The organism is Phormidium sp. FACHB-592 (genome assembly GCF_014695795.1).
In the GTDB taxonomy this organism is placed as follows: domain Bacteria; phylum Cyanobacteriota; class Cyanobacteriia; order Leptolyngbyales; family Leptolyngbyaceae; genus Stenomitos.
In genome coordinates this window covers 266,343-290,926 of sequence record NZ_JACJOZ010000106.1, presented here as the reverse complement: position 1 = coordinate 290,926, position 24,584 = coordinate 266,343, and the positions used below count along the sequence as shown (strand labels likewise).

At 48.5% G+C, this 24,584-nt stretch carries 20 protein-coding genes; 8 read left to right on the top strand and 12 right to left on the bottom strand.

The window, feature by feature from the left end; all coding sequences use genetic code 11:
- Window position 1: 1 nt before the first annotated feature.
- The 4 genes from H6F86_RS31850 to H6F86_RS30760 form a co-directional block, all read right to left on the bottom strand.
- Window positions 2–1,447: a hypothetical protein gene (locus H6F86_RS31850; RefSeq protein WP_199305596.1), complete on the bottom strand. Its 1,446-nt coding sequence runs from the start codon at window positions 1,445–1,447 to the stop codon at window positions 2–4.
- Between the two features lie 6 nt (window positions 1,448–1,453).
- Window positions 1,454–2,089 (bottom strand): hypothetical protein, encoded by a 636-nt coding sequence (locus tag H6F86_RS31845; protein ID WP_199305595.1) that lies wholly within the window; start codon window positions 2,087–2,089, stop codon window positions 1,454–1,456.
- A 33-nt stretch (window positions 2,090–2,122) separates the two neighbouring features.
- Window positions 2,123–2,554 (bottom strand): hypothetical protein, encoded by a 432-nt coding sequence (locus H6F86_RS30765; RefSeq protein ID WP_190455309.1) that lies wholly within the window; start codon window positions 2,552–2,554, stop codon window positions 2,123–2,125.
- A 292-nt stretch (window positions 2,555–2,846) separates the two neighbouring features.
- Entirely contained in the window at window positions 2,847–3,167 is a 321-nt protein-coding gene (locus H6F86_RS30760) for a hypothetical protein (protein WP_190455306.1), read from the bottom strand.
- A gap of 197 nt (window positions 3,168–3,364) precedes the next feature.
- On the opposite strand from H6F86_RS30760, the gene H6F86_RS30755 reads away from it, so the two are divergent.
- Window positions 3,365–5,146: an ABC transporter ATP-binding protein gene (locus tag H6F86_RS30755; RefSeq protein ID WP_347241443.1), complete on the top strand. Its 1,782-nt coding sequence runs from the start codon at window positions 3,365–3,367 to the stop codon at window positions 5,144–5,146.
- A gap of 331 nt (window positions 5,147–5,477) precedes the next feature.
- Window positions 5,478–5,960: a TerB family tellurite resistance protein gene (locus H6F86_RS30750; RefSeq protein ID WP_242033774.1), complete on the top strand. Its 483-nt coding sequence runs from the start codon at window positions 5,478–5,480 to the stop codon at window positions 5,958–5,960.
- Between the two features lie 22 nt (window positions 5,961–5,982).
- Here H6F86_RS30750 and H6F86_RS30745 read toward each other — a convergent pair whose 3' ends face one another.
- From H6F86_RS30745 to H6F86_RS30720, 6 genes are all read right to left on the bottom strand, one after another.
- Window positions 5,983–8,880 (bottom strand): GAF domain-containing protein, encoded by a 2,898-nt coding sequence (locus tag H6F86_RS30745; protein WP_190455297.1) that lies wholly within the window; start codon window positions 8,878–8,880, stop codon window positions 5,983–5,985.
- Window positions 8,881–9,131: 251 nt separating this feature from the next.
- Window positions 9,132–9,308 (bottom strand): hypothetical protein, encoded by a 177-nt coding sequence (locus H6F86_RS30740; protein ID WP_190455280.1) that lies wholly within the window; start codon window positions 9,306–9,308, stop codon window positions 9,132–9,134.
- Window positions 9,309–9,418: 110 nt separating this feature from the next.
- The gene (locus tag H6F86_RS30735; protein ID WP_190455277.1) at window positions 9,419–9,799 is read right to left on the bottom strand and encodes a hypothetical protein; all 381 of its coding nucleotides are present in this window, start codon (window positions 9,797–9,799) and stop codon (window positions 9,419–9,421) included.
- A gap of 623 nt (window positions 9,800–10,422) precedes the next feature.
- Window positions 10,423–10,776 carry a hypothetical protein gene (locus tag H6F86_RS30730; protein WP_190455274.1) on the bottom strand — a complete coding sequence of 118 codons (354 nt, stop codon included), beginning with the start codon at window positions 10,774–10,776 and terminating at the stop codon, window positions 10,423–10,425.
- A gap of 59 nt (window positions 10,777–10,835) precedes the next feature.
- Window positions 10,836–11,564 carry a response regulator transcription factor gene (locus H6F86_RS30725; RefSeq protein ID WP_190455271.1) on the bottom strand — a complete coding sequence of 243 codons (729 nt, stop codon included), beginning with the start codon at window positions 11,562–11,564 and terminating at the stop codon, window positions 10,836–10,838.
- A gap of 92 nt (window positions 11,565–11,656) precedes the next feature.
- The gene (locus H6F86_RS30720; RefSeq protein ID WP_190455268.1) at window positions 11,657–11,848 is read right to left on the bottom strand and encodes a hypothetical protein; all 192 of its coding nucleotides are present in this window, start codon (window positions 11,846–11,848) and stop codon (window positions 11,657–11,659) included.
- A 649-nt stretch (window positions 11,849–12,497) separates the two neighbouring features.
- On the opposite strand from H6F86_RS30720, the gene H6F86_RS30715 reads away from it, so the two are divergent.
- The 3 genes from H6F86_RS30715 (at window position 12,498) to H6F86_RS30705 (ending at window position 17,001) form a co-directional block, all read left to right on the top strand.
- Window positions 12,498–13,769 (top strand): HlyD family efflux transporter periplasmic adaptor subunit, encoded by a 1,272-nt coding sequence (locus H6F86_RS30715; protein WP_190455265.1) that lies wholly within the window; start codon window positions 12,498–12,500, stop codon window positions 13,767–13,769.
- Between the two features lie 128 nt (window positions 13,770–13,897).
- Entirely contained in the window at window positions 13,898–16,072 is a 2,175-nt protein-coding gene (locus tag H6F86_RS30710) for a glycosyltransferase (protein WP_190455264.1), read from the top strand.
- Between the two features lie 26 nt (window positions 16,073–16,098).
- Window positions 16,099–17,001, top strand: coding sequence for a polysaccharide lyase (locus tag H6F86_RS30705; RefSeq protein ID WP_190455260.1), 903 nt, complete (start codon window positions 16,099–16,101; stop codon window positions 16,999–17,001).
- A gap of 357 nt (window positions 17,002–17,358) precedes the next feature.
- On the opposite strand, the gene H6F86_RS30700 is transcribed toward H6F86_RS30705, so the two are convergent.
- Window positions 17,359–17,814: a hypothetical protein gene (locus tag H6F86_RS30700; protein WP_190455257.1), complete on the bottom strand. Its 456-nt coding sequence runs from the start codon at window positions 17,812–17,814 to the stop codon at window positions 17,359–17,361.
- A gap of 1,277 nt (window positions 17,815–19,091) precedes the next feature.
- Here H6F86_RS30700 and H6F86_RS30690 point away from each other — a divergent pair.
- From H6F86_RS30690 to H6F86_RS30680, 3 genes are all read left to right on the top strand, one after another.
- On the top strand, window positions 19,092–20,276 hold the full coding sequence (locus H6F86_RS30690) for a hypothetical protein (RefSeq protein WP_242033773.1): 1,185 nt from the start codon (window positions 19,092–19,094) through the stop codon (window positions 20,274–20,276).
- A 196-nt stretch (window positions 20,277–20,472) separates the two neighbouring features.
- Window positions 20,473–21,426 carry an NAD-dependent epimerase/dehydratase family protein gene (locus tag H6F86_RS30685; protein ID WP_190455253.1) on the top strand — a complete coding sequence of 318 codons (954 nt, stop codon included), beginning with the start codon at window positions 20,473–20,475 and terminating at the stop codon, window positions 21,424–21,426.
- A gap of 101 nt (window positions 21,427–21,527) precedes the next feature.
- Entirely contained in the window at window positions 21,528–23,246 is a 1,719-nt protein-coding gene (locus H6F86_RS30680) for an ABC-F family ATP-binding cassette domain-containing protein (protein WP_190455250.1), read from the top strand.
- 40 nt (window positions 23,247–23,286) lie between these two features.
- On the opposite strand, the gene H6F86_RS30675 is transcribed toward H6F86_RS30680, so the two are convergent.
- Complete coding sequence (locus tag H6F86_RS30675; protein ID WP_190455247.1) at window positions 23,287–24,525, bottom strand: aminotransferase class V-fold PLP-dependent enzyme; 1,239 nt, start codon at window positions 24,523–24,525, stop codon at window positions 23,287–23,289.
- Window positions 24,526–24,584 lie beyond the last annotated feature (59 nt).

Below are 24,584 nucleotides of genomic sequence, written 5' to 3'. Positions count from 1 at the left end.
GCTACACATCGTTAAGTGGCAGACGAGACAGGTTTTCCTCATGGGACAGCTGTGGATTAACGTGCAGAAATCTCCAAGTTAGATTGCCCAACAGGTCTTCCTCATCCCCATCCATAAATTTGATCGGCGTTTGTCGGTGCTCATGGATAAGCTCGTCTAACGCGGTAAGACACCCAATTGCGGCTGGAGTGGTAATGATTGGGGTTACCAGCACTTGTGGAGGGGCGATCGGGGTCAGGTCTTCAAGTTTCACTAAACCCAGCGCATCCGCTAGCGTGGCTTCGGTTTCAGTTTGCAAAATGCCGTTGAGTAACTGTGTTTCTGTAACGGTGAGTTTCGAGCGCGTGGTTTGATAGTCGGTTGCCAAACTACGGGCGCGATCGGTTAAGCGGTTCTGCTGCACCAACTCTCGCAGTAGCTCTAGCCCTGCCTGTCGCTGGAGTGTTTGTTTGGTTTCTACAAGGCGTTGTGCCGATGCGATCGCCGCTTCATCCGGTTGTTTGAGCAGTAAACCCAGAATGCCCCGTCGCAGATCGCTTGCCTTACGAGTCAACAATTGTTCGAGCTGAATGCCTTCTTCAGGAGCGATCGCACCATGCCGTTGTAAAAGTCGCATCACCTGTTCGCGCACCCAACTGCTAGCATCACCGACCAGATCAAACATTACAGCGCGAATCTCGCTGTCCCAGGGCTTGAGTTCTGCCAACAGTCGGGCAATGCGGCTGCGGCCAGATGAATCGAGATAGGGTAGATAGGGAATTAACCGTTTGGGCGATCGCTGCCCCAAATTTTGCACCAGTGCCGACGCAACTAAATGCTGACTCGGTTCAAGCTTAATCCACTCCCAAACGATCGACAGCGGCTTTGGTTTGTCAGGAAAGTAGGGTAATGCCTGCTCCAGGCGCTCAAAAGCATCTGAGTCGTTTTGAATCGTTGTATCGTTGGCGCATAGTGCCTGCACCGCACAGGTCGTGACTTCCAACGCGCGATCACTCACCGCAGGCAGCAGCAGCAATCTGGCAGGTGTGATGTCTAGCTGAGCCAGAAAATGCACGGCGACAAACCGATGGGTTGTCTGAGGATGGTCAAGTAATGGGACGACACAGGCGATCGCCGCAACCGCATCTTCAAAGCCGATCGCCCACAGCGCTAGATACACCGTCTGAGGATCATCAGACTGTAACGCAGTGACCTGAGCCTCAGGATTTTCCAGCAATTCTAGAAGCTGACTCAGCAGTTGTTTGGCAACTTTTTCGTTGAGCGCTTCCAGCCCAAAGCCAAACCACACATCCACGGCGCGAATGGCCGCACTGAAGCGAGTCAGATTGTGCTCTACGATTAGCCGCACCATGCGCCGAAACGCGATCGGATGGGCTTCGTCGATCGTCTCCAAAATGGTTTGCCGCAGTCCTTCTTGCCGTTGCGCTGCCAGCAACAAGCGTTCCATAAAATCCTAACCGTCTTCTCGGTTAGCAACCAGTAACGCACGAGTCACATGCCGCCCCATCGCCCCAATTTCATGATTACCATTGGCGGAGGCAAGCAAACTGTCAAAAATGGTTTGTCCTAGCGCATCGTTCTGGTTGATTGCTGCCGCAAACAAAATGCCCAATGTCTCAGCCGCATAGTAATGCAGGTACGGTGTCCAAGCGACGAACCACTCTAAATCCTGGTCGTAACCTTCCACTACAGTAATGAGTTGCTGAAACCAATTGCGTCGTCTGTCTGCACTGAGTTCTGGATGCGATGGACTGCGAAACGATCGCCGACTGTAACCAGTTTGATAGGGCAAATGCGCGTTCAGTTGCCAGGCAGCTTCAACCGTAAGCGCAAATTTAGGAAAGATGACCGCCAGAACTTGGAGTCGATCGCTCGGTGCCAGCGCATCAAGTTGCTCTAGCGATCGCTCCTGCACTTTATAGGACTCAGGCGAGTCTAACCGCTGACCCGCAGCGCTACAGCCAAAAATACCATACCCGACAACTTGTAATGGTTCGGGCAGACTGCCCATGCGTTGAATGCGTTGCGAGCGCCAAGCAGTAACATGAACAGTACGCAATTGAGCCTGAGCAACTTCGCGGTTCAGCATTGTTCCATCCTTCAACGATCGGCTTTTGCTAGATTACCCACCTACCAATGGCACTAACCGTAGAAACAATAGTTCTGAATGCGGTTGTAAGGTAACAACGTCGTCTAGATTTTCCTGCTGCTGCTCGTCTACAAACACAAAATAGAAGCCATCAATAAAAGCCTGTAAAGCGGTTTCAACTGCCTGTTCCAGATCAACAACCTGCTCCAGATCGCTACCGCCAGACTCCACTTTCCCTTGCTCTACACCCAAGCTAATCTGGGCAGGACTAAGCACCTGTAGCAAGCGTCGTTGACGTTGGCGATCGACAAAGCCTGCAACCTCTGCCAACACAATCTGAGTCAGCAACGCTCGTAGCGTCAATGGAGTCTGCTCTGCTTGTTCTGGTAAACGCAGTTCCCAATTGGCAAAAAGAGGCTGCGTTTTACCCATCACTTTTCCAGAAACGGTGAGTGCAGAAGCCATAGCGCTGATTGATAGGGTCGAAGGGTGGACTGACTAGGCTCAATTGCTTTGTTTACAAAGACGCTGCCTAGCAAAAAGCGTTAAATTTAGTTCGATTGTACTAGAAAGAGAACGATCGTTTTACAAACGATCGTTCTCTGCAAGCACAAGCAATCATGTGTAATGCAACAATCTGTGATGTAACAATCCGTGATGCTTAGTCAAACCAATTTTAAGTGCTATCAGTCAGTAATGCTTCAACCAGTAGCGCTATCGTATTAAGCTCATTCGGTTTCCCTTCAAGGTTTCACATTTAATCGAAGTTAAACCCCAGTGCGATCAGGCTTACCAACACAATCAAGCCGAGCGCTCGGCGGAAGTAGTTAACCCCCTCAAAAAGTTCTTGCCATGCCCAAGTGAACAAAGCACCGAAGGCTACTAAAGCTAGGACTGTATGGGGTTTGCCATCTGGAAGTATATATTGAAGTAAGGTTCCTGTTAACCCAACTAGAAGCGGTAAATTGGGTGCTTGAGCCAGCACAAGATTACCTTCACTGTCGCGAAACGTGCGATCGAATAAAGTCGCTTCCTTCGTCTCAAGTGTTTTTTGATCGGGATTCAATTGAGTTGACATTTATACCTGTTTGAAAGACTACTAAGCACCAATAGTAGGACTGTAGTTCACGACAGCGCCTATACCAGACGTTAGATTCGATCGCTCGTCTTAATACTGGAGGGTTAAATAGCAGACCCTGCCAGTCAATGTCTACATAGACAACGTTCCCTCTACTTTCCTACACTGGAGCGGTAATTGTCTAATTCAGGTTCATCGTGCATCCTCTCCTACGCTTGTTACGCTACGCCAAAAACTACCGCCCTCAAGTATGGCTGGCAACCATTTGCACCATCCTGAACAAAATTTTTGACCTGGCACCGTCTTATCTCATTGGGGTTGCGGTCGATGTGGTGGTGCAAAAAGAGAACTCTCTGGTTGCACGGTTGGGGGTAACGGATACCGTTGGGCAACTGGCAGTTTTGTCTCTTTTGACGCTACTGATTTGGAGTTTAGAATCGCTCTTTCAATTTTTCTACGATCGCCTCTGGCGCAACCTGGCACAAACCGTGCAGCACGAGTTACGGTTGGATGCCTATAGCCATTTGCAAGAGTTGGAATTGAGCTATTTTGAAGACCGCAGTACTGGAGAAATGCTCTCCATTTTGAATGATGACATTAATCAACTAGAGCGGTTTCTCGACTCTGGTGCAGCAAGAATTTTGCACTTTTTCACGACTGTTTTAGTCGTCGGTGGTTCGTTTGTGGCGATCGCTCCCAGTGTTGCCTGGGTTGCGATGTTGCCGATTCCATTCATTATTTGGGGCACGATGGTAATTCAGCGGCGGCTGGCTCCTCGCTATGCTGATGTGCGTGCAAAAGCTGGATTAATCAATAGTCGGTTAGCCAATAATCTGTCTGGCATTGCCACCATTAAAAGCTTTACGGCTGAAAGGTATGAGCGCGATCGCGTGCTGACCGAAAGCGAAGCGTATCGCCGCAGTAATGGTAGAGCGATCGCGCTGAGTGCAGCCTTTATTCCCCTGATTCGGATGGTGATTGTGGTGGGTTTTGTAGCAACGCTCTTTTTTGGCGGCGTTGCAGCTTTAAATAATCAAATCACAGTTGGTACTTATGGGTTTCTGGTGTTTATTGTGCAGCAATTGCTGTGGCCCTTTGCCTCTTTAAGTGAAATTCTAGACAGCTATCAACGGGCGATGGCTTCGACACGACGGGTGATGGGCTTGTTGGATACACCAATTGCGATTACCACAGGCGATCATCCTCTTCCGCTCAACACGGTACGCGGCGACGTGCATTTTAACGACATTACCTTTGCCTATAGCGATCGCGATCGTGTGCTCAAACGCCTTTCCCTGCACATTCCACCGAAATCGACGATTGGCATTGTGGGTGCTACAGGATCGGGTAAAAGTACATTAGTGAAGCTCTTACTCCGGTTCTATGAAATTCAACATGGAAAAATCCTGATTGATGGCATTGATATTCGCACATTGAACTTAGCCGACCTGCGCCGCTGTATTGGCTGGGTTAGCCAGGATGTGTTTTTGTTTCATGGCACAGTTGCCGAAAACATTAGCTACGGCAGCTTCAGCACCAGCCATGAGGAGATTGTGCATGCGGCAAAATTAGCCGAAGCTGATGAATTTATTCGGCAACTGCCTCAGGGCTACGACACAATTGTGGGTGAACGAGGACAGAAGCTCTCTGGAGGGCAGCGACAGCGCTTGGCAATCGCCCGTGCCATCCTCAAAGATCCACCGATTCTGATTTTGGATGAAGCGACTTCTGCCGTAGACAATGAAACAGAAGCAGCCATTCAAAAGTCCCTGATCATGATTACGCAGAACCGTACGACGATCGCGATCGCCCATCGCCTATCGACCATCCGTCACAGCGATTGCATTTATGCGATGGATCGGGGACAAGTGGTGGAGCAAGGAACGCATGAGGAACTGCTGGCACTCGGCGGGATTTACGCCGGACTCTGGCAGGTGCAGTCGGGCGATCGACTTTTCAATCCATCAGTCAATCCATAATGCTATCCACCGTAATGCTTTTATCACAGCCGAAGAGAACGTTAGGACAGGTATAAACCTTGAAACTGCGTTTAAGCAAGGGCTTCGATTCATTCCTCATCCTTCATCCTTTTGCTGTACAAGTAGGATGTGATAGTTACAAATGGTGTGTAGCCGTAACAGCCGAAGCCTCGTTGCAATCTAAACATATTGTTAGCTTTTGTCAGCTCGTTCGCTTGTAGACTAAAGGAAGATGGAGCTAGTAGAGTTGTCGATCGTCAACAGCTTTATTCAAACGATGGGTTCTACCGCTCCATGATGCTGCACATAGATGCTAGAGCAGGAGTTTGTAATGCTACAGATGCCTCCACCCCCTTCCATTACGCCGCGTCAGATGAATTTGCTGCGTATTGTCGCTGCCTTGGCTTGGTCTGATGGTCATCTTGCTGCCGAAGAGGTGACGGTAATGCTAGACCGCCTGAGCCGCATTTTTGCTACTGATGCCGCCCAGCAAAAAGCCTTACAGCACGAACTGCGTGAGTATTTAATGCAGCATATTCCCCTTAGTGAACTGGTGTCTAAGCTAGAAAGCGACGCGGAGCGAGCACTCGTTCTGCATTTAGGTTATGAGGTCATTAGCTGTAGTGCCCGTTCCCCTAGTGAAGCTAGGATCAACGCAGAGGAAGACGCTGCTTATCAAAACTTGGTACAGCTTTTAGGCTTGCCACCTGAGACCGTGAAGCAAATCGAGGCAGCAGTCGCAGCAGAAGCACCACCACCAGAAGGGCTAGCGGATAGGCTTACCCATACACTTGAAGACTTTGTGCATCAGTAGCGGTGTCCTGTTACGCCAGTCTTTAGGTTACAGAAAGATACTGCGACAAGAGCGACTCAATTTGGACAGTTTGAATCGGTTTACTGAGATAGTCAGTTGCGCCCGCTGCTAAACAACGTTCGCGATCGCCTTGCATTGCCATTGCAGTCACCATCACAACTGGCAATTGGTACAAAGCGGCTTCCTGCCGTAGCGCTGTCAGCAAGTCGAACCCTGTGATGCCGTGGGGCAATTGGACATCCAGTAAAATCAAGGCTGGGCGGAACAACTGCACCCGCTCTAGAAAGTTGCTGCCATCTGCCCAATGCTCGACCCGGTGCCCCAAAGCCTGTAAAAAGTCCTGGAGGAGCATTGCACTAGCAATATCATCCTCCACAACTAAGATGCGACGAGAAGACGCTGTTTGCCGCTGGCTGAGAGTATGGCGAGGAGAGGGTATCAGGAGGTTTGTCACGGGTTGAATTTGCTTTAGCCCTGGTGGTTCGTCCGGTAAGTAAAGCGTAAACTGGCTGCCTTGCCCTAACGTTGACTCGACGGTAATATCGCCACCATGCAGCTGAGCTAGCTCGCGTGCCAGGGCTAACCCCAGTCCCGTGCCCTCATACCGCCGATTCAAGCGGCTATCTAACTGCACAAACGGCTGAAACAGCAAGGGGATCTGCGCTTCAGCCATACCAATACCCGTATCGGACACCGTAAAGGTCAGACCTTGAGGCTGCTTTTGCACAGTTAACGACACGTCACCAACAGATGTAAACTTGATGGCATTCGAGAGCAGATTGATCAAGATTTGCTTAAGGCGACGCTCGTCTGCCATGCAGAAGCTGACTCTAGGATCAATATGGCTGATGAGTCGTAAGCCTTGTTCAAAGGCTCGCTCCTGTACCAGAGTGAGGCAGTACGCACAAAGTTTTGATACTGAAAGTGGTAACAGTGCTAGTTCTTCTTTGCCAGCCTCCACTTTGGCTAGATCCAGAATGTCATTAATGAGTAAGAGCAGATGATTACCACTGCTGTGAATGCAAGTAACGTATTCTTGCTGCTTAGGATTGAGCGAACCAAACAACTCGCGTTGTAGCATCTGCGAGAGTCCCAAAACGGCGTTGAGCGGTGTCCGCAGTTCGTGACTCATGTTGGCAAGAAATTCACTTTTGGCACGATTAGCTGCTTCTGAACGTAGTTTTTCTTGCTCTAGGGCTTGAGTGCGCTGCTGCACTAACTGTTCCAGCCGTTCGTAGCTCTGAGCATTACAAAGGGCGATCGCCGCTTGTGCAGCAATCTGTTCCAACAAGCTCAACTCATCGGCTGTAAAGGTGTGTTGGCTGGCTGTCGTGTGGAGACAAAGCCCTCCCAAGAACTGGTCGCCAATATTGATCGGTACATGCAAGACCGCCAGCGATGGCGATGGCTGTTGCCCTGGCTCGGTACTTGCGGGCTGCTCTGCCGTAAGCAGCGGCATCTGAAAAAGCTGAGGAGCGTAGCAAGCAGACGTTGGATCAAGCCATGCTGTCCACAAATTAAGTGGCGCTCTGCAATGCAGCAGAGAGGCAACCTGATCGTTGGCTCGCCATTCATTTAACACCTGCATTTGTTCGGCTACGAGGGCAAAAACAACGACTCGCTCAACGCTGAAGCAGGCTCCAATTTGGTTAACAATTTCCTGTAGGATGTGGTTTGGATCGAGGCTGGCATTAAGCGCTCGACTGATTTGATTGAGCAACTGCTCTCGTTGGGCTTGCTGTTGCACCTGTTGAAACAGTTGCGCTTGCTGCATCCCGATCGCGACTTGGGTAGCAAGTTGTTGCAGCGCGCTAAGCTCAAAGTCTTGCCAGGGACGTGGTGCCGAACAATGGTGCATACAGAGCAAACCCCACAGTTGCTCCTTGAAGATAATGGGAACTAGCAGTAAGGCGCGTAACTTTAAGGGAGCCAACACTTCACGGTAGCAAGGGCTTAGCTCTGCCTGCTCGATATCATCAATAGCACTGATGCGACCCTGTTGGTACTGGGCAGCATAGTCAGTCTCAAAACAATGATCGTGCAAGACCAAACCGAGAATCGACGGACAGCCAGGAGCAACAGATTCCACCACAAACCTGCCACCCTGATTGACCTCGATTTCGTACAGTGCAACTCGGTCTACCTGCAAAAAGTGACGGACTTCAGCCACAGCCGTCTGGAGGATGTCATCAAGCTGTAGTGACTCCCGAATGCGTGCCGCGATCGCCCCTAACAAGCGGTTATGCTCGACCTGTTGTTGCAGTTGCTTTTCAGCCTGTAACCGCTCATTAATTTCAACTTGTAGGGTGGCATTCGTTTGCACCAGTGCGGCTGTGCGATCGCTCACCTGGCTTTCTAAAGTAGCCTGCGCGATTTGCAATGCCCGCTCGGACTCAGTGACTTGAGCGACGGTCTGAGCTAGATCTTTTACATGGCGACGGAGTTCAAGCTGGGTCATTACCTGACGTGCTAAAACCCGCAGCGCTTGTGCTTGCTCTAAGCTAAGGTCACGAGGCACGCTGTCAATAACGCACAAGGTTCCCATCGCATGCCCTTCGGCGGTCAGCAACGGTGCGCCAGCATAAAAGCGAATTTGAGGATCGTCAAGCACGAAAGGATTGTCAGCAAACCGTTGATCCTGGGATGCATCCGGCACGATCAGTAAATCGGGTTGAAGAATCGCATGACCGCAAAAGGCAACTTCTCGTTCTGTTTCCTCCACCGCCAAGCCTATTTTGGCTTTGAACCACTGACGTGTACTGTCAACCAGGCTAACGAGAGCGATCGGCGTATCACACAGCGCTGCCGCTAGCGTAGCAATCTCGTCAAAGGCAGCTTCAGCCGGAGTATCAAGAATATTGTACTGGCACAGAGCTGCCAGTCTAGCCGTTTCGTTTTCAGGTAAGTTAGCTGGAGGCATCGGTTTAAGGAGGGTAGAGTTGCACAAAAGCAGTGACTTGGCGGCACTTTAGAAAACGGCACTTTAGAAAAATGATGCAGACACTCAGTTAATCGTCTGCTGCTGCACTGAAATTTCAATCACAAACGCTGTTCCTTATCCAGGTGCGGAGAAACATTGCAACGTGCCACCATGCTTGCCGACCACAATCTGATAGCTAATGGATAATCCCAGCCCAACGCCTTGCATAACAGGTTTAGTAGTAAAAAGGGTCAAAACCCTAAGACAGATGAGATGTCGCTATTGGTAGTGCCACGAATTAATTCGATCGCCGGAAAGGCTTTATGAATGTGTTTCAGGATGAGCGCATGATCAAGATCGATCGCGGCTAACATCAAACCAGCTTTGGGTCTTGCGCCTGCTAATGTGTGAAGGCAGGCTCTCAACACTGTCAAAATTGCTGATTGAGAATCGGGACGTTGCTATGACCAACAGCAACTTTTAACATCAAGTGCTCCTTATAGGCAGCTCGCTTCTCTCATATTTATAGATGAAAGCTTTAAGGCGTTTCAGGCACTAAAGGTTCATGGCTTTCCTTTTGCAGGCAATTCATGTACTGATTCGAACTGGAACGATCGCGGTAGGCACCTGTTGAAGCTTCTCTACCTTTGTCAGCAAAACAGCTAAGGCGGCTTTCACCGGCACTGTCAATTAAAGCAACCCAAACGGTATAACTATCTTCTGCATGGGTTAGCATCACTGTTTGACCCTGTTGAACCAAGTCAATGCCCAAACTGTATGCTTGCTGCCTCTGCAACATTGAGAAAGAAGCTATTTGACGATAAAGATGATGTCCGTGACTCATTCCAGTCTGGATCATGCCATCCGCCCAGAATTTAAAGCGGTGAATCAGTTGTTCCGAAGCAACAGAGGGATACATGAGGTTACTTGAAAAGAAAACGTAGTGCTGCTCAAAGAAAGTTTGAACTCACAAGATGAAGTAAAAAAGAAGCTTTACTAAGATTAGTAGACTTTGTTAAGAATTATGAATGCTATATCTTAAGTTAAGAGCTATTTTAAAGGATCTAAGTGATTCTTATCACAACCAAGCGTAATTGTTGCTTTGGAAAAATAAGTTTGTTTCTTTAAACGAAGACGTGGTGGCAAAACAAGTAATGTCATTGCCACTCTGCTTTTAAGCTAAATTATAAAGCTGTTTTATTTAAGGACAGTGAAAAATAATATTTGCAAAAAAGATAATTCAGTCTAAGAAAGCTTGTGACTTTTAACTAAATCAGAGTTGAAACTATTGAGCAACTTTGAGCCATGAGATAGCTGCTACTGTTTCTATATAGCGTTAGTTTTTTTCATAATAAGGTAGATGACTCTTTCGCTTTATCACGATGAAGCACTGCAAACATAGAGTTCAGTTTATATAAGTGCTTCAGACAAATCCGTCAAAGCGACGTTGCTAAACTTCGCCACAAAGTCTGATCTCGCCATTTAAACATTTTTTGACCAAACTCGTCTGTACGCTTTCAAACATTGGCAGTGTTAATTGCCTTAGAGTTGCTCGATCTGCTGAAGAGCCTTAGCTCGCGATCGTTCTGCAATTTCGCTGAGCGAAACCTGATTAGTAGCATCCAACAGTTGCTCTTTTTGCAGCAACTCTAGCAGCGTCTGAAAGAGTAACTGCTCGAGTTGGTCTCCTCGCTGGTCTAACCAATGATGTGTCTCAGTGGCTTCTGGAAAGCGTTCAATACAATTAATGGTGTAAGACCGAAAGGCACGCACTTGTCGTAATAAACGGGTTAAATAACCGGGGCAGGTGCAGGTAAGGACAGAAGCCGCAGCACAAATCTCGGTAAGCAATGCATCCGAAAGATCGGCTGAAACCTTGATAGTTGGCTGAGTCACTGTCGTTATTTCATAAAAACATTTCGGGCGCTTTAACTAGAAAACTAACAGCAGACGGCTCAGACAACTAAACCAGAGCGCAAGGCGCGTACTGCCGCTTGTGTACGATCGTCCACACAAAGCTTATTCAGAATATTACGAATATGAGTTTTTACAGTGCCAATCGTGATGTAACACTCACTCGCAATTTTGGCGTTAGTGTAACCGGTTACCACCAGGGTTAAAATCTCAAGCTCTCGTTGCGTCAAAGGATAGGCTTGGAGGACGGGCGCTTGTTCCCCATCAGCCAGAATATCTACCGTCTTGGTGGCGCTCGTGCCAACTGCTGTAGCTGCTTGCAACTGACGATGGTGCTGCAAAACCAACTGGGCGATCGCAGGGTCAATCCAATTGTTGCCCTCGTGAGTACTCTGCAATGCCTCTAGCAGTCGCTCTGCCGGCAAATCTTTCATGCAATAGGAGTCGGCTCCGGCAGCAAAAGCGGCTAAAACGGAGTCCTCCGTCCCTTGCATGGTCAAGATCATGATTTTGGGTTGAGAGTTGGTTGCGATCGCAGCCGCATTCAAACTTTGCTTAAAGCGCCGTGTTACCTCAATACCATCCAAACCAGGCAAGTCTAGATCGACCACTGCAACGTCGGGTTGAGACGTTTCGAGAAGCTTTAAGCCTGTAAATCCGTCAGATGCCTCACCAACAATCTCAACGGTAGGATGCTGCTGAAAGACCAAACGTAAACCGACGCGGGTCAAATCGTGATCTTCAATTAAGGCAACACGCAGTTTACTCATGCACTATCAATGCCAGAGGAGTTGAGTTCAAACAGAGAAACATTGGAATGAAGCACTTTAGCAGCGATAGTCAGCTTACAGCCTCACGCTTATTACGCCAACTGAGCATAATCAACCAGCGGCACTTGCTTTGCTTGGGATAGTGCCACAGCAACTTCATAGGCACACTGATAACCTTTCTGAGTCGAAATCAACCGCCTTTTCTGGTTAACGGCAATTTGCTCTCGCTCTAAGGCGTAAAGTTCGATACGTTCTTCAAGTAAGTAGATCGAGTAGAACTGCATCCTTTTGCCCTGGACCAAAGTGCTAAACCTGATCGAACCATCTGCTTGACAGTCTAGTCTGTACGGTTCTCGACATTAGCCTGTATCAAAACAATATTTTCTATCTAAAGGAATAGCCTATACAGGTAAAGGCGTACTCTATCTATCTTAGGGAATAGTTTTTCTATCCCACCGAGCGATTCATCTATCTTAAGGAGTAGTTTCCCTATTTTTAAGAAGGAGTCTATCTGTCTTAAGAAGTATTTTTTCGCTCGTAGTTAGTAGAGCCTAATTAAGTATTTTCCGCTCTACAAATAGTCAGGTTTAGTTGTTGAATCGAGCGATCGCGCTGTTAACCTGTTCATAAAGTTTGAACCGATGTCACAAATTATACATGGGTTAAAAACGGGCAAAACTGCTGATGGGCTGCAATTTCAAACTTTGGCTAGCATTAGCAAGAATAAACTCTTAGAGAAGTTATTTAACTTACTCTTAGAACCTTCATTTTCAGTTTATTGAAGGTTTACCGAATATTTATGTTGTGGGAAGTTTTTGCGCCTAATCTTAGCTGTAGGAGTAATTCATCAGCAATTTCACGCAGATTGTTTCAGCATTTTTCTCTTTGCAAGTCTGTACTTAAATATACTTCTCGAATTGGAGAACGTAGTGAATGCTAGAAGTTCCTGTTAAGCGATCTTATTCTGACCATGCGATCGGTTTACCTCTTGAGGTTGAGCCAAAGCAGTCTCGATGGCAGCGTTTAATGCTAACGCTCGCGTTGGTATCATTAGGTGCTACAGCAGTAGCCTTTGGACTATCTTCAATTAGTTACCGCCTAACGCATTTAACGATTGATACTGGCATTGTTAATGGTCGAACCGTGCGCGTACAATCACCAATCAACGGCACCATTAAAGCGTTTTATGCACAGCCAGGAGCAGTTGTTAAACAAGGGCAAGTGCTTGCTCGTATTGCGCCAACACCTCAAGACGAGCAGAACATTTTACGGCTTCAAGGTGAGATTAGTTCTCTTGACACGCAGATAGCTGCTAGTCAGCAATCTCTAGCCCTATTGCAACAGCAATTAAGAGGCTTAGAATCTCAGGATCAATCAATCCAGGGAGCCAACGTTGAGCTAGCGGGCAATGATATTCGTCGTTACCAGGCAGCAGTGGATGAAGCAAGTGCTAAAGCTCGCTCTGCACGTTCAGATTACGAACGCTACTCTCAACTAATGAGCGAAGGCGCTGTTGCCCAGCAAAAGGTTGACCAATTGAAAGCGCTTTGGCAGTCAACTGAAGCTGAGGTGAAACAGGCAGAGGCGGTTTTAGCTTCAGCTAAAACATCTCATACTGTCTTGCGAGAGGGCACAGCATTTAAAGCAGACGATAGTTTGTTGAGCCAGCGAGTCAGCCTTGCACAGACGATTCAAACTCAATCAACGTTGCTTAAAACGTTAGAGGTGCAGCGAGTTAACAAGAAAAATCTTCTTGCTCAAGCTCAAGCCATTTACACCAGCCGAAAAGACCTTACAGTTAAGGCTCCTTTTAGCGGGGTGATTTACCGCACAGAGCAAGAGCAAGATGCACAGGTCAACCGTCCGAGCAATCTATTAACGATGTTGGATTGCAGTAACCTTTGGGTTGAAACCCTAGTTAGTGTAGACCAGGCAAACCGCATCGATGGCCAGCAGCCAGTCCGGGTGCAACTGGCGGGTGAACCCAAGACTTTAATTGGAGACGTTGACCTGATTGAATCCGTTAGCACTATTGAAACAATCAAGGAGCAAACACAGGCAATTACTCCAGCAACCCCTGCCAACTTGATTAATCAACCACTGGTGCGCGTTACGGTGAGAATTCCGCCTTCAGCACAGCAGACACAAGCTCATCGCTTTTGCGGCACTGGTCAAACTGCAAAACTGACCTTTGGCACCCGTTAGAGACGATTTCGTTGCTATTTATCCTTGTATGTCTGTCCTTGTAAGTCTGTTCTTATAGTGCAGGCATGGACGATCGTACGCGCTTAAGCCCCTCATTTTGTGTTTTTAAATTGCGAGAGTGCCGGTCTATGTCTACAGTTGTTTCTGCCCCACAAAAAACGCTCAACGACCAGCTCAATTGGTTGGCGTGTCTAGCCATTACTATCATTGGGTTTGCATCGCTATATTTAGCTCACGGTTCAAAGCAAATCGCTGTATGGGATGTCTTTGCACTCATTAGCCTTGGTGTTGTCGGTACCTGGCGGTGGAGCCTCTTTATACTGCGAGGTATTCGCTCCCGAATTTACTTAAGTTGGGTTTTTCCACGCTGGCGTCGCCGAGCCAATGCCTTAACTGCTGAGCAACTTCCTCCCGTCTGTTTACTTGTTCCAACTTATAAAGAGAAAACCTGGATTACGGAGCGAGTTTTTCGAGCGATCGCCCAAGAAGCCAGAACGCTGGCTCAACCCATCACCCTGCTAGTTAACAGCAGTAGTGATGAAGAAAATGATTTTATTCGTCAAGTATTGGAGGCTGAAGATCCAGGGTTACGCTCCATGCACCTAATTCAGATGGTGCAGAAAGACGGCAAACGTAAGGCAATGGCGGATGGGTTAAAAGAGTTGGTTCGCCATGGTCTCCCCTCAGAGACGATTATTGCCCTGATGGATGGCGATTCAGAGCTGAGTCCGGGTACGCTGCGCCAGTGTCTGCCGTTCTTTCGTTTGTTTCCTCGCTTGGGAGCGCTAACCACGGATGAACTGCCAGTTGTGCAAGGGTCTTATCTCTTTGCTGAATGGTTCCAGATGCGGTTTGCTCAGCGACATCAGCAAATGTGCTCAGACTCTTTATCTCGCAAAGTGATGTGTCTCACCGGGCGCTTTTCACTGTTCCGGGCAGAGGCAGCGCTGCATCCCTCTTTCAGTGACCAACTAGAGAACGATAACCTGGATGATTGGTTGTGGGGGCGATTTAAATTCCTTTCTGGTGACGATAAAAGCACATGGTTCTGGCTGCTCCGTCGTGGCTACGATATGCTCTACATTCCCGATGCGCTGGTTTACTCGATCGAAACTGTATCAGGTTCAGTGATCGATCGCGCGTATGAAAATATGCGGCGCTGGTATGGCAATATGCTCCGCAACAATAGTCGGGCGATCGCCTTGGGACCTAAAGTAACAGGTTTCTACCTCTGGTATGGCTTGCTGGATCAGCGCATTAGTATTTGGACCTCTCTCATTAGCCCAAGCTGCCTCATTCTTTCGATGGTTCGAGGTCATTTCATTGCGGCTAGTATTATTGCCTCATGGATTTTGTTTAGTCGCTCCTTGATGCTGCTGCTCGTTTTTCAGGGTAGACCTTCTTCTCCAAAACCCATTCATTTACCAATTCTGCTGGCGACTCAATGGAGTTCATCATTGGTCAAAATTTGGACTCAGATGAACTTGGCGAAGCAGAAATGGGCAAACCGGGGCAATCAAAGTATTTCTGCAGACGGCACTGGCAGAAGTCGCGTTGCGAAACTTGGTATTTCTCGCTTTTTACTGGCTAGTCAGGTTTTTAGCTTTGCAATCTTTCTTCTGTGGTTGAATGGTGTGATCAATCCCCTGTGGGATCTAGAGGGCTTACACCTGAAACATAGTGCGTCTCAACAAGTAGCGGTGCAGCAAGTTGAGGCAATTAACCACGGTATTATGCCGAATGATGGCAAAGATGATGCTGCCGCTTTACAGGCATTAATTGCACGGCAGCCTCTAGATAAACCAGTGCAAATCAATCTGCCGATTGGTGAGCTTGATTTATTCAAACCGATTAGTATCGATCGCAGCAACATTCGCCTTAAAGGACAGGGTATTAGTAGAACAATCCTGCTAGCGCAGTTTGATCCCACGGCTGACACAGCCATCTTGACGATTTCTACGCCAAAAGCGGGTCAGACAGTAGCCCTTGCTGTTGCACAAACGGCAGCAAAAGTTGAACAAAAACCTGTTCAAAATGTACAGATTAGTGGCTTTACGTTGCGCCACAGTTCGTCTGGCTCCGATGGTGTAAAGGCGATCAATAGTCTGGTCTTAGACAACGTTGCTCAAGCAACACTTAGCAACCTTCATTTAGAACGAGGTATTCGCTATCCTGTAGTGCTGAAACGATCGCGGGATGTCATAATGCAATACGTGACGGCAGAAGATGGTGTTGATCGCAGCAAAATTGTTATGAATGATGCTAATGTTCAACCTGATCTTAGAGCCGATCGTGTTCAGTAGAAACAATCTATCCCCTTGCGGTAGCCATGAAGTTTAGCGTTGTTCATGCTTGTCTATGGCTCTCTGCATTGCTAGGTTCTGCCCTGCTTGTAAGTAGCTGTAGTCAGCCAAATTCAATCGCAGCCGTTGAGAACGTTGAGCGATCGCCTTACTCTGAATCTAATTCCGAGTCTAATAAAGTAGCCAACGCTAGCGATCGCTCGGTTGCCAAGCGCAGCGTGTGGAAAGGAAATTTCTCTCGTTCTAGCTGGCCCTCACAATGGCGCATCCGCAAGCAAGGTGACTGGGGTTGGCAAAATACAGCCATTCTTGCTGACCCCAGATTCTCACAAGTCTTGAGAGTTCGCTATCCAGCCAGATCTGCTAGCCCAGCAGTTAACCGTAAAACAGGCGCTCCCTTGGGCGGTACTCAATTTTACACAAATCTGCCTTTAGCACCACAAGACTCTATACGATTGAGTTATTATGTTCGCTTCTCTAAGCCCTTTGACTTTGTTAAAGGTGGAAAATTGCCAGGCTTATTTGGTGGCACTGAAACCAGTGGTGGCGATAACCCCGACGGTACAGACGGCTTTTCCACACGGTTTATGTGGCGCAAAGAGGGACAGGGCGAACTTTATGCCTATTTGCCAACTAGCTCTAAGTATGGAACCTCGATCGGGCGCGGCAAGTGGTCTTTTACACCTGGTACTTGGCATCATCTAGAGCAACAGGTTGACCTGAACGACCCTCAAAAGAAAAACGGTCGCGTTCAAGTTTGGCTAGATGGGAAAAAAGTATTAGATCAAAGCAAACTTCAATTTCGGACAACTAACGCCCTAAAAATTGAAGGCATTTTCTTTTCCACGTTCTTTGGCGGCAACGATCCATCATGGGCAACACCCAAAGATGTCACTGTTGATTTCGCCAATTTCTCGATTGAACAGTAGCATTTTTTTGTTCAACCGCTCCATACTGTGGTGCTTGCCGATCCAGTCACGTAGTCCTTTTCAGGTAGACCTAAGGCAAATTTCCATAGGTAATACTAATTTCCTTTTGACACGCTACAAAGCAAGATCCCTCTACCTAAGGCTTCCCCCTTCATAAGGAGAATTGAGGGGGATCAGTCGAAGAAATTTGTAGTCAGCACTTTTTGAATTGAAGACACAGTTTCTTTTCAGTGAGTGAAGGGATGAAAGAGTGTGGCTTATTCAATTGGAAAAGGTGTAGCAATAATGGTTAAAGCTTGCAGCAGAGTAGTTTAGTGTTTTTGCTCAGTACTTCTGCTTTCTCTGCTGCAAGACCCATTACTTTTTATAAACGCCAGCCCGACCGCGATAGGCTTCCATTATGGTCTTCATTTCAGCCATCATGGTTTTCATTTCAGTCATTATCGCTGCTTGTTGCTGATAGACATCTTGTACTGTTGCCGCATTGTTTTTAGGCAAGATAGTATCTAAGCGCGACTGGCTCAACGTCATAATTCGTGCCAGTATCATCTGTTGCTGCTTGTATAGATCAGTCATCGTTGGAGCCTGTCCTTCTGGCAGTGAAGTGAGCACTTTCATTTCAGCCATCATTGTTTTTGCTTGCGTCATCAGCGTCTGTAGCTCGTCAGCTAAGACCTTTTGTTCTCGAAACATTTGCTCGATCGCCGCTGAGTTCGATTGAGCAACTGTCACGGCTGGCGTTGTCGCTTGAACAGGTACTGTCGCAGCTAAAATCAGTAAGCTAGACAAAACACCGTAAGCAAGTTTCTTCATTGGAAAGCTCTCCTGAATCAATTTATGGTTAGATACTTTTGCAAATTGAGCTGCAAATCGTACCGCTTGAAAGGAACCTTAGAACACTTCTCGACACTTTGCATGAGAAGAGGCTTAAAAACAAATTGAGCTTGTATGAGAACGCAAGCTCTATGGTTCGTATGTATAACTTCTGCATTGTCTATAAGTAAATAGCCTTAATTAAATGGGAGCTAAACCATCTAACTGCACACTATGTTTGCATCAAAAATTTTAATGGTGGCAACCCGATTCCAGCCGATATTCTGCCAAACCTTGCCTAGCGCTTTTGCTCTATAAAGCCTGATGGTACTGGGTTAGGGCTAGCGCTAGCGCTTACTAAACGCACTGTACAAACTCATGGTGGAACGCTAGCGATTCAATCTATACCGGAGGCTGGTACGATCGTTCGTCTTAAATTACCAACAGCATGATCAAACCTCACGTCATTTCCATAAAGGCTCACTATACAGACACGTTGCTAGCCTGTTGTCAGCATCAGGTGACAATACACTAATCCTCTCAACGTAGTTGGAGGGGGTGCCACATGACTTAGAGATAGACGCAACGTCATGCACATTGCCAAAGGCTGTGGTTTCTCAAAGATGCTGTCGCCAGCTATTCCTTTTAACAGCATGAGTTCGTGAACTGCCAACTCGTAGCAATAAAGCTAGTAGATGTAAAACGAGAGGTTTGAAAAAGCTCAATCAACTCAGCCGCAAGTGAATCACGTTCTAATGGTTGCTGCTTGAATCCGATCGCAACTTTATAGTATCTGTAGCCTCATCTTAAGGAATTGGTATAACACCCTCCCAGATAATGCACCCCGGCAAGAATGTAAGCAAAAAGTTGTGGCTAGTACCAGCGCACTAAAGCAAAAATAGGCTGCCTGCCACTTGTTTTTCTTGGGGCTCGGCAATGTGCCCAGTAATTTTTTCAGCCAGCGAACTAACTCAAAGCAAACTAATTTAACTAAAAAAGCTGCACACTTGTGTAAATTGCCGTTGCAACGTTTACTGGTCTACTCTTTCTGGTCATCACAGACTGCCTTACACCCGAACAACCATCCAAGACTTCAGAAGAGGGGATTGAAGAAGCAATCACCAAATATCTTGCTGCAAAGAATAACGGTGGGAACGACCCGCAAAATACCAAAAAGTGAACGCGATCGCTCAAGGAAGGCTGATATAGTGCTTTTTAACTGTGGTGGTGACTCCATCGTTAAAAAGCACTATAAGCAAGAGAAGAGGTACGTGACTGTGAAGCCCTCTGTTGATAGCAACCCAACTGCAACCACTGGCAGCGCGATCGCCGTTCAAATTATTCCAGTAACAACAGCAACAGAGCAAGAATGGTTTTTAGACGTACCGGCTGTTGTTTACGCCAACGATCCCAACTGGGTGCCGCCGATCCGCAGCAGCATTGCCAAGCAGCTTGCGCCGACCAATCCGTTTTTGCAGTACGGGCGCTTACAGCAGTTTGTGGCGGTCAGCCGTCAGCAAGGAAACCCGTCACTTCTAGGTCGAATCGTGGCAGCGGTCAACGATCGCTTGATCGATCGCGAAGGGCAGAAGGTCGGGCTCTTTGGCTATTTCGAGTGTGTGCCTGATTTCGCTGTAGCGAAGGCATTACTGGATGCAGCCTGTGAGTGGTTGCGGGATCAGGGCATGAGCACTGTACGTGGACCGATCGACCTCTCAACCCATAACAACTGTCTGTTTTTGGTGGATGGGTTTGACTCGCCACCGATGATGATGATGCCCTACAATCCGCCTCACTACCCGCAGTTTGTGGAGCAAGATGGCTGGCAGAAGGCGAAAGATGCTTATGCATATAACTTTCCACTGGATAAACCGCTGTCACCAGAGTTTGAAAAGGGCTATCGCATTGCGCTGAAATCGGGTGTCACATTCCGTCCTTTACGAACTAAAGGTGACGGGTTTGAGCAGGATTGCATTAGCTTGTATAACCTGTTTACAAAAGCCTTTTCAAATAACTGGAGTTCCACACCGCGCACGCAAGAAGAGTTTTTGGAAGAAGCAAAAGATTTACAAAGTTTGGTCGATCCAGATGTGTTTCCGATCGCCGAATACAACGGTGAGATGATTGGTTTTTGGATGGGGCTACCGGATTACAATATTGCCCTCAAACACATTAACGGCAAGCTGAATTGGCTCGGCATTCTTAAGTTTCTCTGGTATCGTCGCCAGATCGATCAAGGGCGCGTCATTGCTATTTGTTCATTGCCAGAATTTCGCCGCAAAATGGTGCCGTTAGGGCTTATCTATTTGGGTATGCAGGGTGGCATTCAAAAAGGAAAACCTTATAAACGCGCTGAACTTTCCTGGGTTTACGAAGACAACTATCCCTCTCGCAAACTTATCGAAGCCTCTGGGGGCACAATTTATAAGACCTATAGAATCTATGAGAAAGCATTGACCTGAACAAGCTCTAATTTGCCGCGATCGTGGCTCAACGCTGGCTCGTTCTCACTCAAGCAACGAGGGTAACACTGCGCTACCCTGGCTTTATTAGTTGGTTATGCCTTCACGATGATGCTAGTAAACAGTCGATTGGTCGATCAACGCAAGGCTAAAGTTTGTGAGTGAGGCTTATGCAGATGGAGATGGCTGTAGCACTATGAGAGCATTTGTAACCGGGGCAAATGGCTTTTCCGCAGCACATTTAATTCAAGCGTTGGAGCAACGCGGCGATTCTGTCGTAGGGCTGGTGCGAAAGTCGAGCGATCTGGCACGCCTGGCAGGAAGCAAGGTAGAGCTAGTGTACGGCGACTTGTGCGACGTTGATACCCTGAAGACTGCGATGGCAGGCGTGGATATAGTCTTTCACATTGCTGCCTATGTCGAACTAGGCATTGTCAATGCAGCCGAAATGACACGGGTGAATGTGGACGGCACGCGGGCAGTGTTGGCAGCAGCACAGGCGGCGGGAGTTCCTAAAATGGTGTATTGCAGCACGATCGGCATTTTCGGCGATACGCAAGGGCGCGTCATTGATGAAACCTTTGAGCGCACGCAGAAAGATTTTTCGTCAGCGTACGACCGCACCAAATATGATGCTCAGCAATTAGTCGATCGTGCTGCTGCGGCTGGCTTTCACGTCGTTAGCGTTCTTCCGTCTGGAATCTTTGGTGCTGACGACCCGCACTTTGGTCCTGTGGTGAAGCAGTTTCTTAAAGGCGGGCTGAAGCTTTGGGCAGGGGGCGATCGTGTGACGGGCATCGTTCATGTAGACGATCTGGCAACGGCAATGCTGCTAGCAGCCGAGAAGGGCAAGCGAGGCGAACGCTACATTATTTCGGCAGGCGATATGACGACTCGCGAAATGTTTGCTTTACTTAGCAAAGAGTCTGGGGTTCCCGCTCCAGCCGAAACCCCAGAGGCGATCGTGCGGCTAGTCGGCAATTTGCTTGATCCCATCGGTCGTTTGTTTAACTGGCAGCCACCGTTAAGCCGAGAGCGTGTTCATTACGTGTACGATCGTTGTGTGCGAGTGGATGGCAGCAAAGCTCGTCAAGAATTAGGTTGGCAACCACGATCAATAGAGGAGACTATTAGAGCGTTGGTAAGGTAATAACAGATAAAGGCACCGACATTCTCTCTAACCATGTACGATTAAATTTTGTTACAGTCATCGCAGACCCACCTTAACTTGACTTTCTCTGGAGATTCCCCATGTTGCGATTGGAGCACGTCAGCAAAATTTATCCGACTGGCGAAGTGCTGAAGGACATCAACTGGGAAGTCAAACCCGGCGATCGCATTGGCTTAGTCGGCGTTAACGGTGCTGGCAAATCAACTCAGCTTAAAATTATTGCAGGCGAAACAGAGCCAACCGCAGGCGAAATTATCCGCCCTGCCAGCCTGCATATTGCTTATCTGACTCAGGAATTTGAAGTAGACCCCACTCGCACGGTGCGCGAAGAATTTTGGCGTGCCTTTGGGGAAGCGAACGATGTTCACGTGGCGCTGAGTGCGGTTCATCGCCACATGGAAACAGCCACGCCCGAAGAACTGGACAAACTGCTGCATGAGATGGATCACCTACAGCGGCAGTTTGAGGCGATGGATGGCTACGGGTTAGATTCGCGCATTGAGAAAATCATGCCCGACCTGGGGTTTGATCTAGAAGATGGCGATCGCCTCGTCAGTGCCTTCAGTGGTGGCTGGCAAATGCGGATGAGTTTGGGCAAAATCTTGCTGCAAAAGCCCGATCTGCTGCTGTTGGATGAGCCGACCAACCATCTCGATCTAGAGACGATCGAGTGGCTGGAAAACTATCTCAGAGGGCTGTCTACGCCCATGGTCATCGTCTCTCATGACCGCGAATTTCTCGATCGCCTTTGTACTCAAATTGTGGAAACCGAGCGCGGCGTTTCCAGCACCTACCTAGGCAACTACTCCGCCTACCTCCAGCAGAAAGAAGAGATGCGCGATGCCCAACTCAGCGCCTTTGAGCGGCAGCAAAAAGAACTGGAGAAACAGCAGGCATTTGTCGATCGCTTCCGTGCCAGCGCCACCCGCAGCACCCAGGCAAAAAGCCGCGAAAAGCAGCTTGATAAGATTGAGCGGATTGAAGCACCCGATGGTGGCTTGAGAACCCTCCACTTCCGCTTTCCACCCTCGCCCCGTAGCGGTCGCGAAATGGTGGAAATCAAAAACATGACCCACTCATACGGTGACAAAATCCTGTTTTTGGATGCAAATCTGCTGCTAGAACGGGGCGATCGCGTCGCGTTCCTGGGTCCTAACGGTGCGGGCAAATCCACACTGCTGCACCTGATGATGGGCATGGAGCAACCGACGGAAGGCACTGTGACGCTAGGCAGCCACAACGTCATTCCTGGCTACTTTGAGCAAAATCAGGCAGAAGCGCTCGATTTGCAGAAAACCGTCATCCAAACCATTCACGACGAAGTACCCAAGTGGAGCAATGAAGAAGTCCGCACTCTGTTGGGACGCTTTCTCTTCAGCGGCGATTCTGCATTCAAAAAAGTCGAAGCGCTCAGCGGTGGTGAAAAAGCACGGCTCGCCCTGGCAAAAATGCTGCTGCAACCCGCTAACTTGCTGATTCTGGATGAGCCAACCAATCACCTGGATATTCCCGCTAAAGAAATGCTGGAAGAAGCGCTCCAAAACTATGACGGTACAGTAATTATCGTCTCGCACGATCGCTACTTCATCTCGCAGGTCGCCAACAAAATAGTCGAAATTCGCGATGGCGAACTCATCCTCTATCGCGGCGATTATCACTACTACCTCGACAAAATTGCCGAAGAAAAAGATAAAGCAGCCCTAGCGGCGATTGAAGCTGAAAAAGAAGCCAAAGCCGCCGAAAAACGCGCCAAGCAAAAGGAAAAAGAAAAGAGTAAGAAAGCACAAACAAAGGCTTGATGCAGCAATCCACTGCTACCTGTGGCGCGAGTACCAAGCCTTACTGATGCTTTTTCATAGAGCCTTCTTCGTGCAGCAATTCTGCGATCGCCTGCGCCAAATACTCGTACTGCTCCAAGTGATTGTAGAACTGTGCCGAAACACGCACCAGGCGACTAGAAGTGGTTGGAAAGGGTACGAGCGGCACCTCAATTTGGTAGCGCTCCAACAGGGCATCTTGTAGTCCCATCGGTTTGCCATCGGGTAGCGGAACTACTGCCATCGCTCCCAGCATCGCCTCTGGGCAGGGTGGCGCAATCTGGAGCGTTTCGCAGAGGCTACGACGAGCCGTGATCGCCAGCGCATGGTTGGTCACCATCAGTTCATCCCATCCTCCTGGCAGCAACGATCCCATAAAGCGGATTGCTTCTGGGACGCAGAGGTAAGCCGTGGGATCATCAGTGCCAGTCCAATCAAACTCCAGCCGAAAGCGGCTGCGATCGGTGCGCGTTGCATTGGCACCGTGGCTAATCGTAAGGGGACGGATTGTGGGTTGGCGATCGCGCTGCACATACAAAAACGCTGCCCCTTTCGGAGCGCTAACCCATTTGTGCAGGTTGCCAGTGTAGTACGTTGCCCCAAGAGCGTGCAGGTTTAGCGGCAGCATTCCCGGTGCATGGGCACCATCCACCAGCGTTTCGACTCCCCGCTGGGTCAAAACTTGTACCAGTTCAGTTAGCGGAAACACTAACCCCGTCTGGCTGACCACATGATCCAGCAGCGCCAGCCGCGTTTTATCGGACACACAGGCGACGATCGCATCTATCACTTGTTGCGGCTCATCAATGGGAAAGGGCACCTGAGCGACCACGACTTTCAAGCCATACCGCTCTGCCACATAGTTCAACGCATTGCGGCAGGCATTATACTCCTGGTTCGTCGTCAGCAATTCGTCGCCTGGTGCAAACGAAAGCGACTTCAAAACCGTATTAATTGCAGTCGTTGCATTGGGCACAAACGCCAGATCATCTGCCTCTGCGCCTACAAATGCTGCCAACTCTACACGGGCATCATCCAATAGCGCTTCCAGATCGCGCCCAAAGAACTGGAGGGGCTGTCGTTCCATACGGTCGCGCCAGTGCTGTTGAACCGCCAACACGGGTAAAGGGCAGGCTCCAAAGGAACCATGATTCAAAAAGGTAATGGACGAATCAAGCGACCAGCAGGTAAGTAGCTGTTCACGAGAAGGAAGCAACACTGCCGACTCACCTTTCTGCAAATCCGACCATAAGCTGTCCATAGCTGCAACCATAATTTGACCATGCAATGCTCTTGAATACTCTATGCCTCTCCGCTAAA

Coding starts and splice junctions, on each gene's coding strand:
- H6F86_RS30700 (WP_190455257.1), bottom strand. CDS start 17,814: ATGAAGAAACTTGCTTACGGTGTTTTGTCTAGCTTACTGATTTTAGCT.
- H6F86_RS30735 (WP_190455277.1), bottom strand. CDS start 9,799: ATGTATCCCTCTGTTGCTTCGGAACAACTGATTCACCGCTTTAAATTC.
- H6F86_RS31850 (WP_199305596.1), bottom strand. CDS start 1,447: ATGGAACGCTTGTTGCTGGCAGCGCAACGGCAAGAAGGACTGCGGCAA.
- H6F86_RS30760 (WP_190455306.1), bottom strand. CDS start 3,167: ATGTCAACTCAATTGAATCCCGATCAAAAAACACTTGAGACGAAGGAA.
- H6F86_RS30705 (WP_190455260.1), top strand. CDS start 16,099: ATGAAGTTTAGCGTTGTTCATGCTTGTCTATGGCTCTCTGCATTGCTA.
- H6F86_RS30715 (WP_190455265.1), top strand. CDS start 12,498: ATGCTAGAAGTTCCTGTTAAGCGATCTTATTCTGACCATGCGATCGGT.
- H6F86_RS30720 (WP_190455268.1), bottom strand. CDS start 11,848: ATGCAGTTCTACTCGATCTACTTACTTGAAGAACGTATCGAACTTTAC.
- H6F86_RS30750 (WP_242033774.1), top strand. CDS start 5,478: ATGCTACAGATGCCTCCACCCCCTTCCATTACGCCGCGTCAGATGAAT.
- H6F86_RS30745 (WP_190455297.1), bottom strand. CDS start 8,880: ATGCCTCCAGCTAACTTACCTGAAAACGAAACGGCTAGACTGGCAGCT.
- H6F86_RS30675 (WP_190455247.1), bottom strand. CDS start 24,525: ATGGACAGCTTATGGTCGGATTTGCAGAAAGGTGAGTCGGCAGTGTTG.
- H6F86_RS30725 (WP_190455271.1), bottom strand. CDS start 11,564: ATGAGTAAACTGCGTGTTGCCTTAATTGAAGATCACGATTTGACCCGC.
- H6F86_RS30710 (WP_190455264.1), top strand. CDS start 13,898: ATGTCTACAGTTGTTTCTGCCCCACAAAAAACGCTCAACGACCAGCTC.
- H6F86_RS31845 (WP_199305595.1), bottom strand. CDS start 2,089: ATGCTGAACCGCGAAGTTGCTCAGGCTCAATTGCGTACTGTTCATGTT.
- H6F86_RS30680 (WP_190455250.1), top strand. CDS start 21,528: ATGTTGCGATTGGAGCACGTCAGCAAAATTTATCCGACTGGCGAAGTG.
- H6F86_RS30765 (WP_190455309.1), bottom strand. CDS start 2,554: ATGGCTTCTGCACTCACCGTTTCTGGAAAAGTGATGGGTAAAACGCAG.
- H6F86_RS30685 (WP_190455253.1), top strand. CDS start 20,473: ATGAGAGCATTTGTAACCGGGGCAAATGGCTTTTCCGCAGCACATTTA.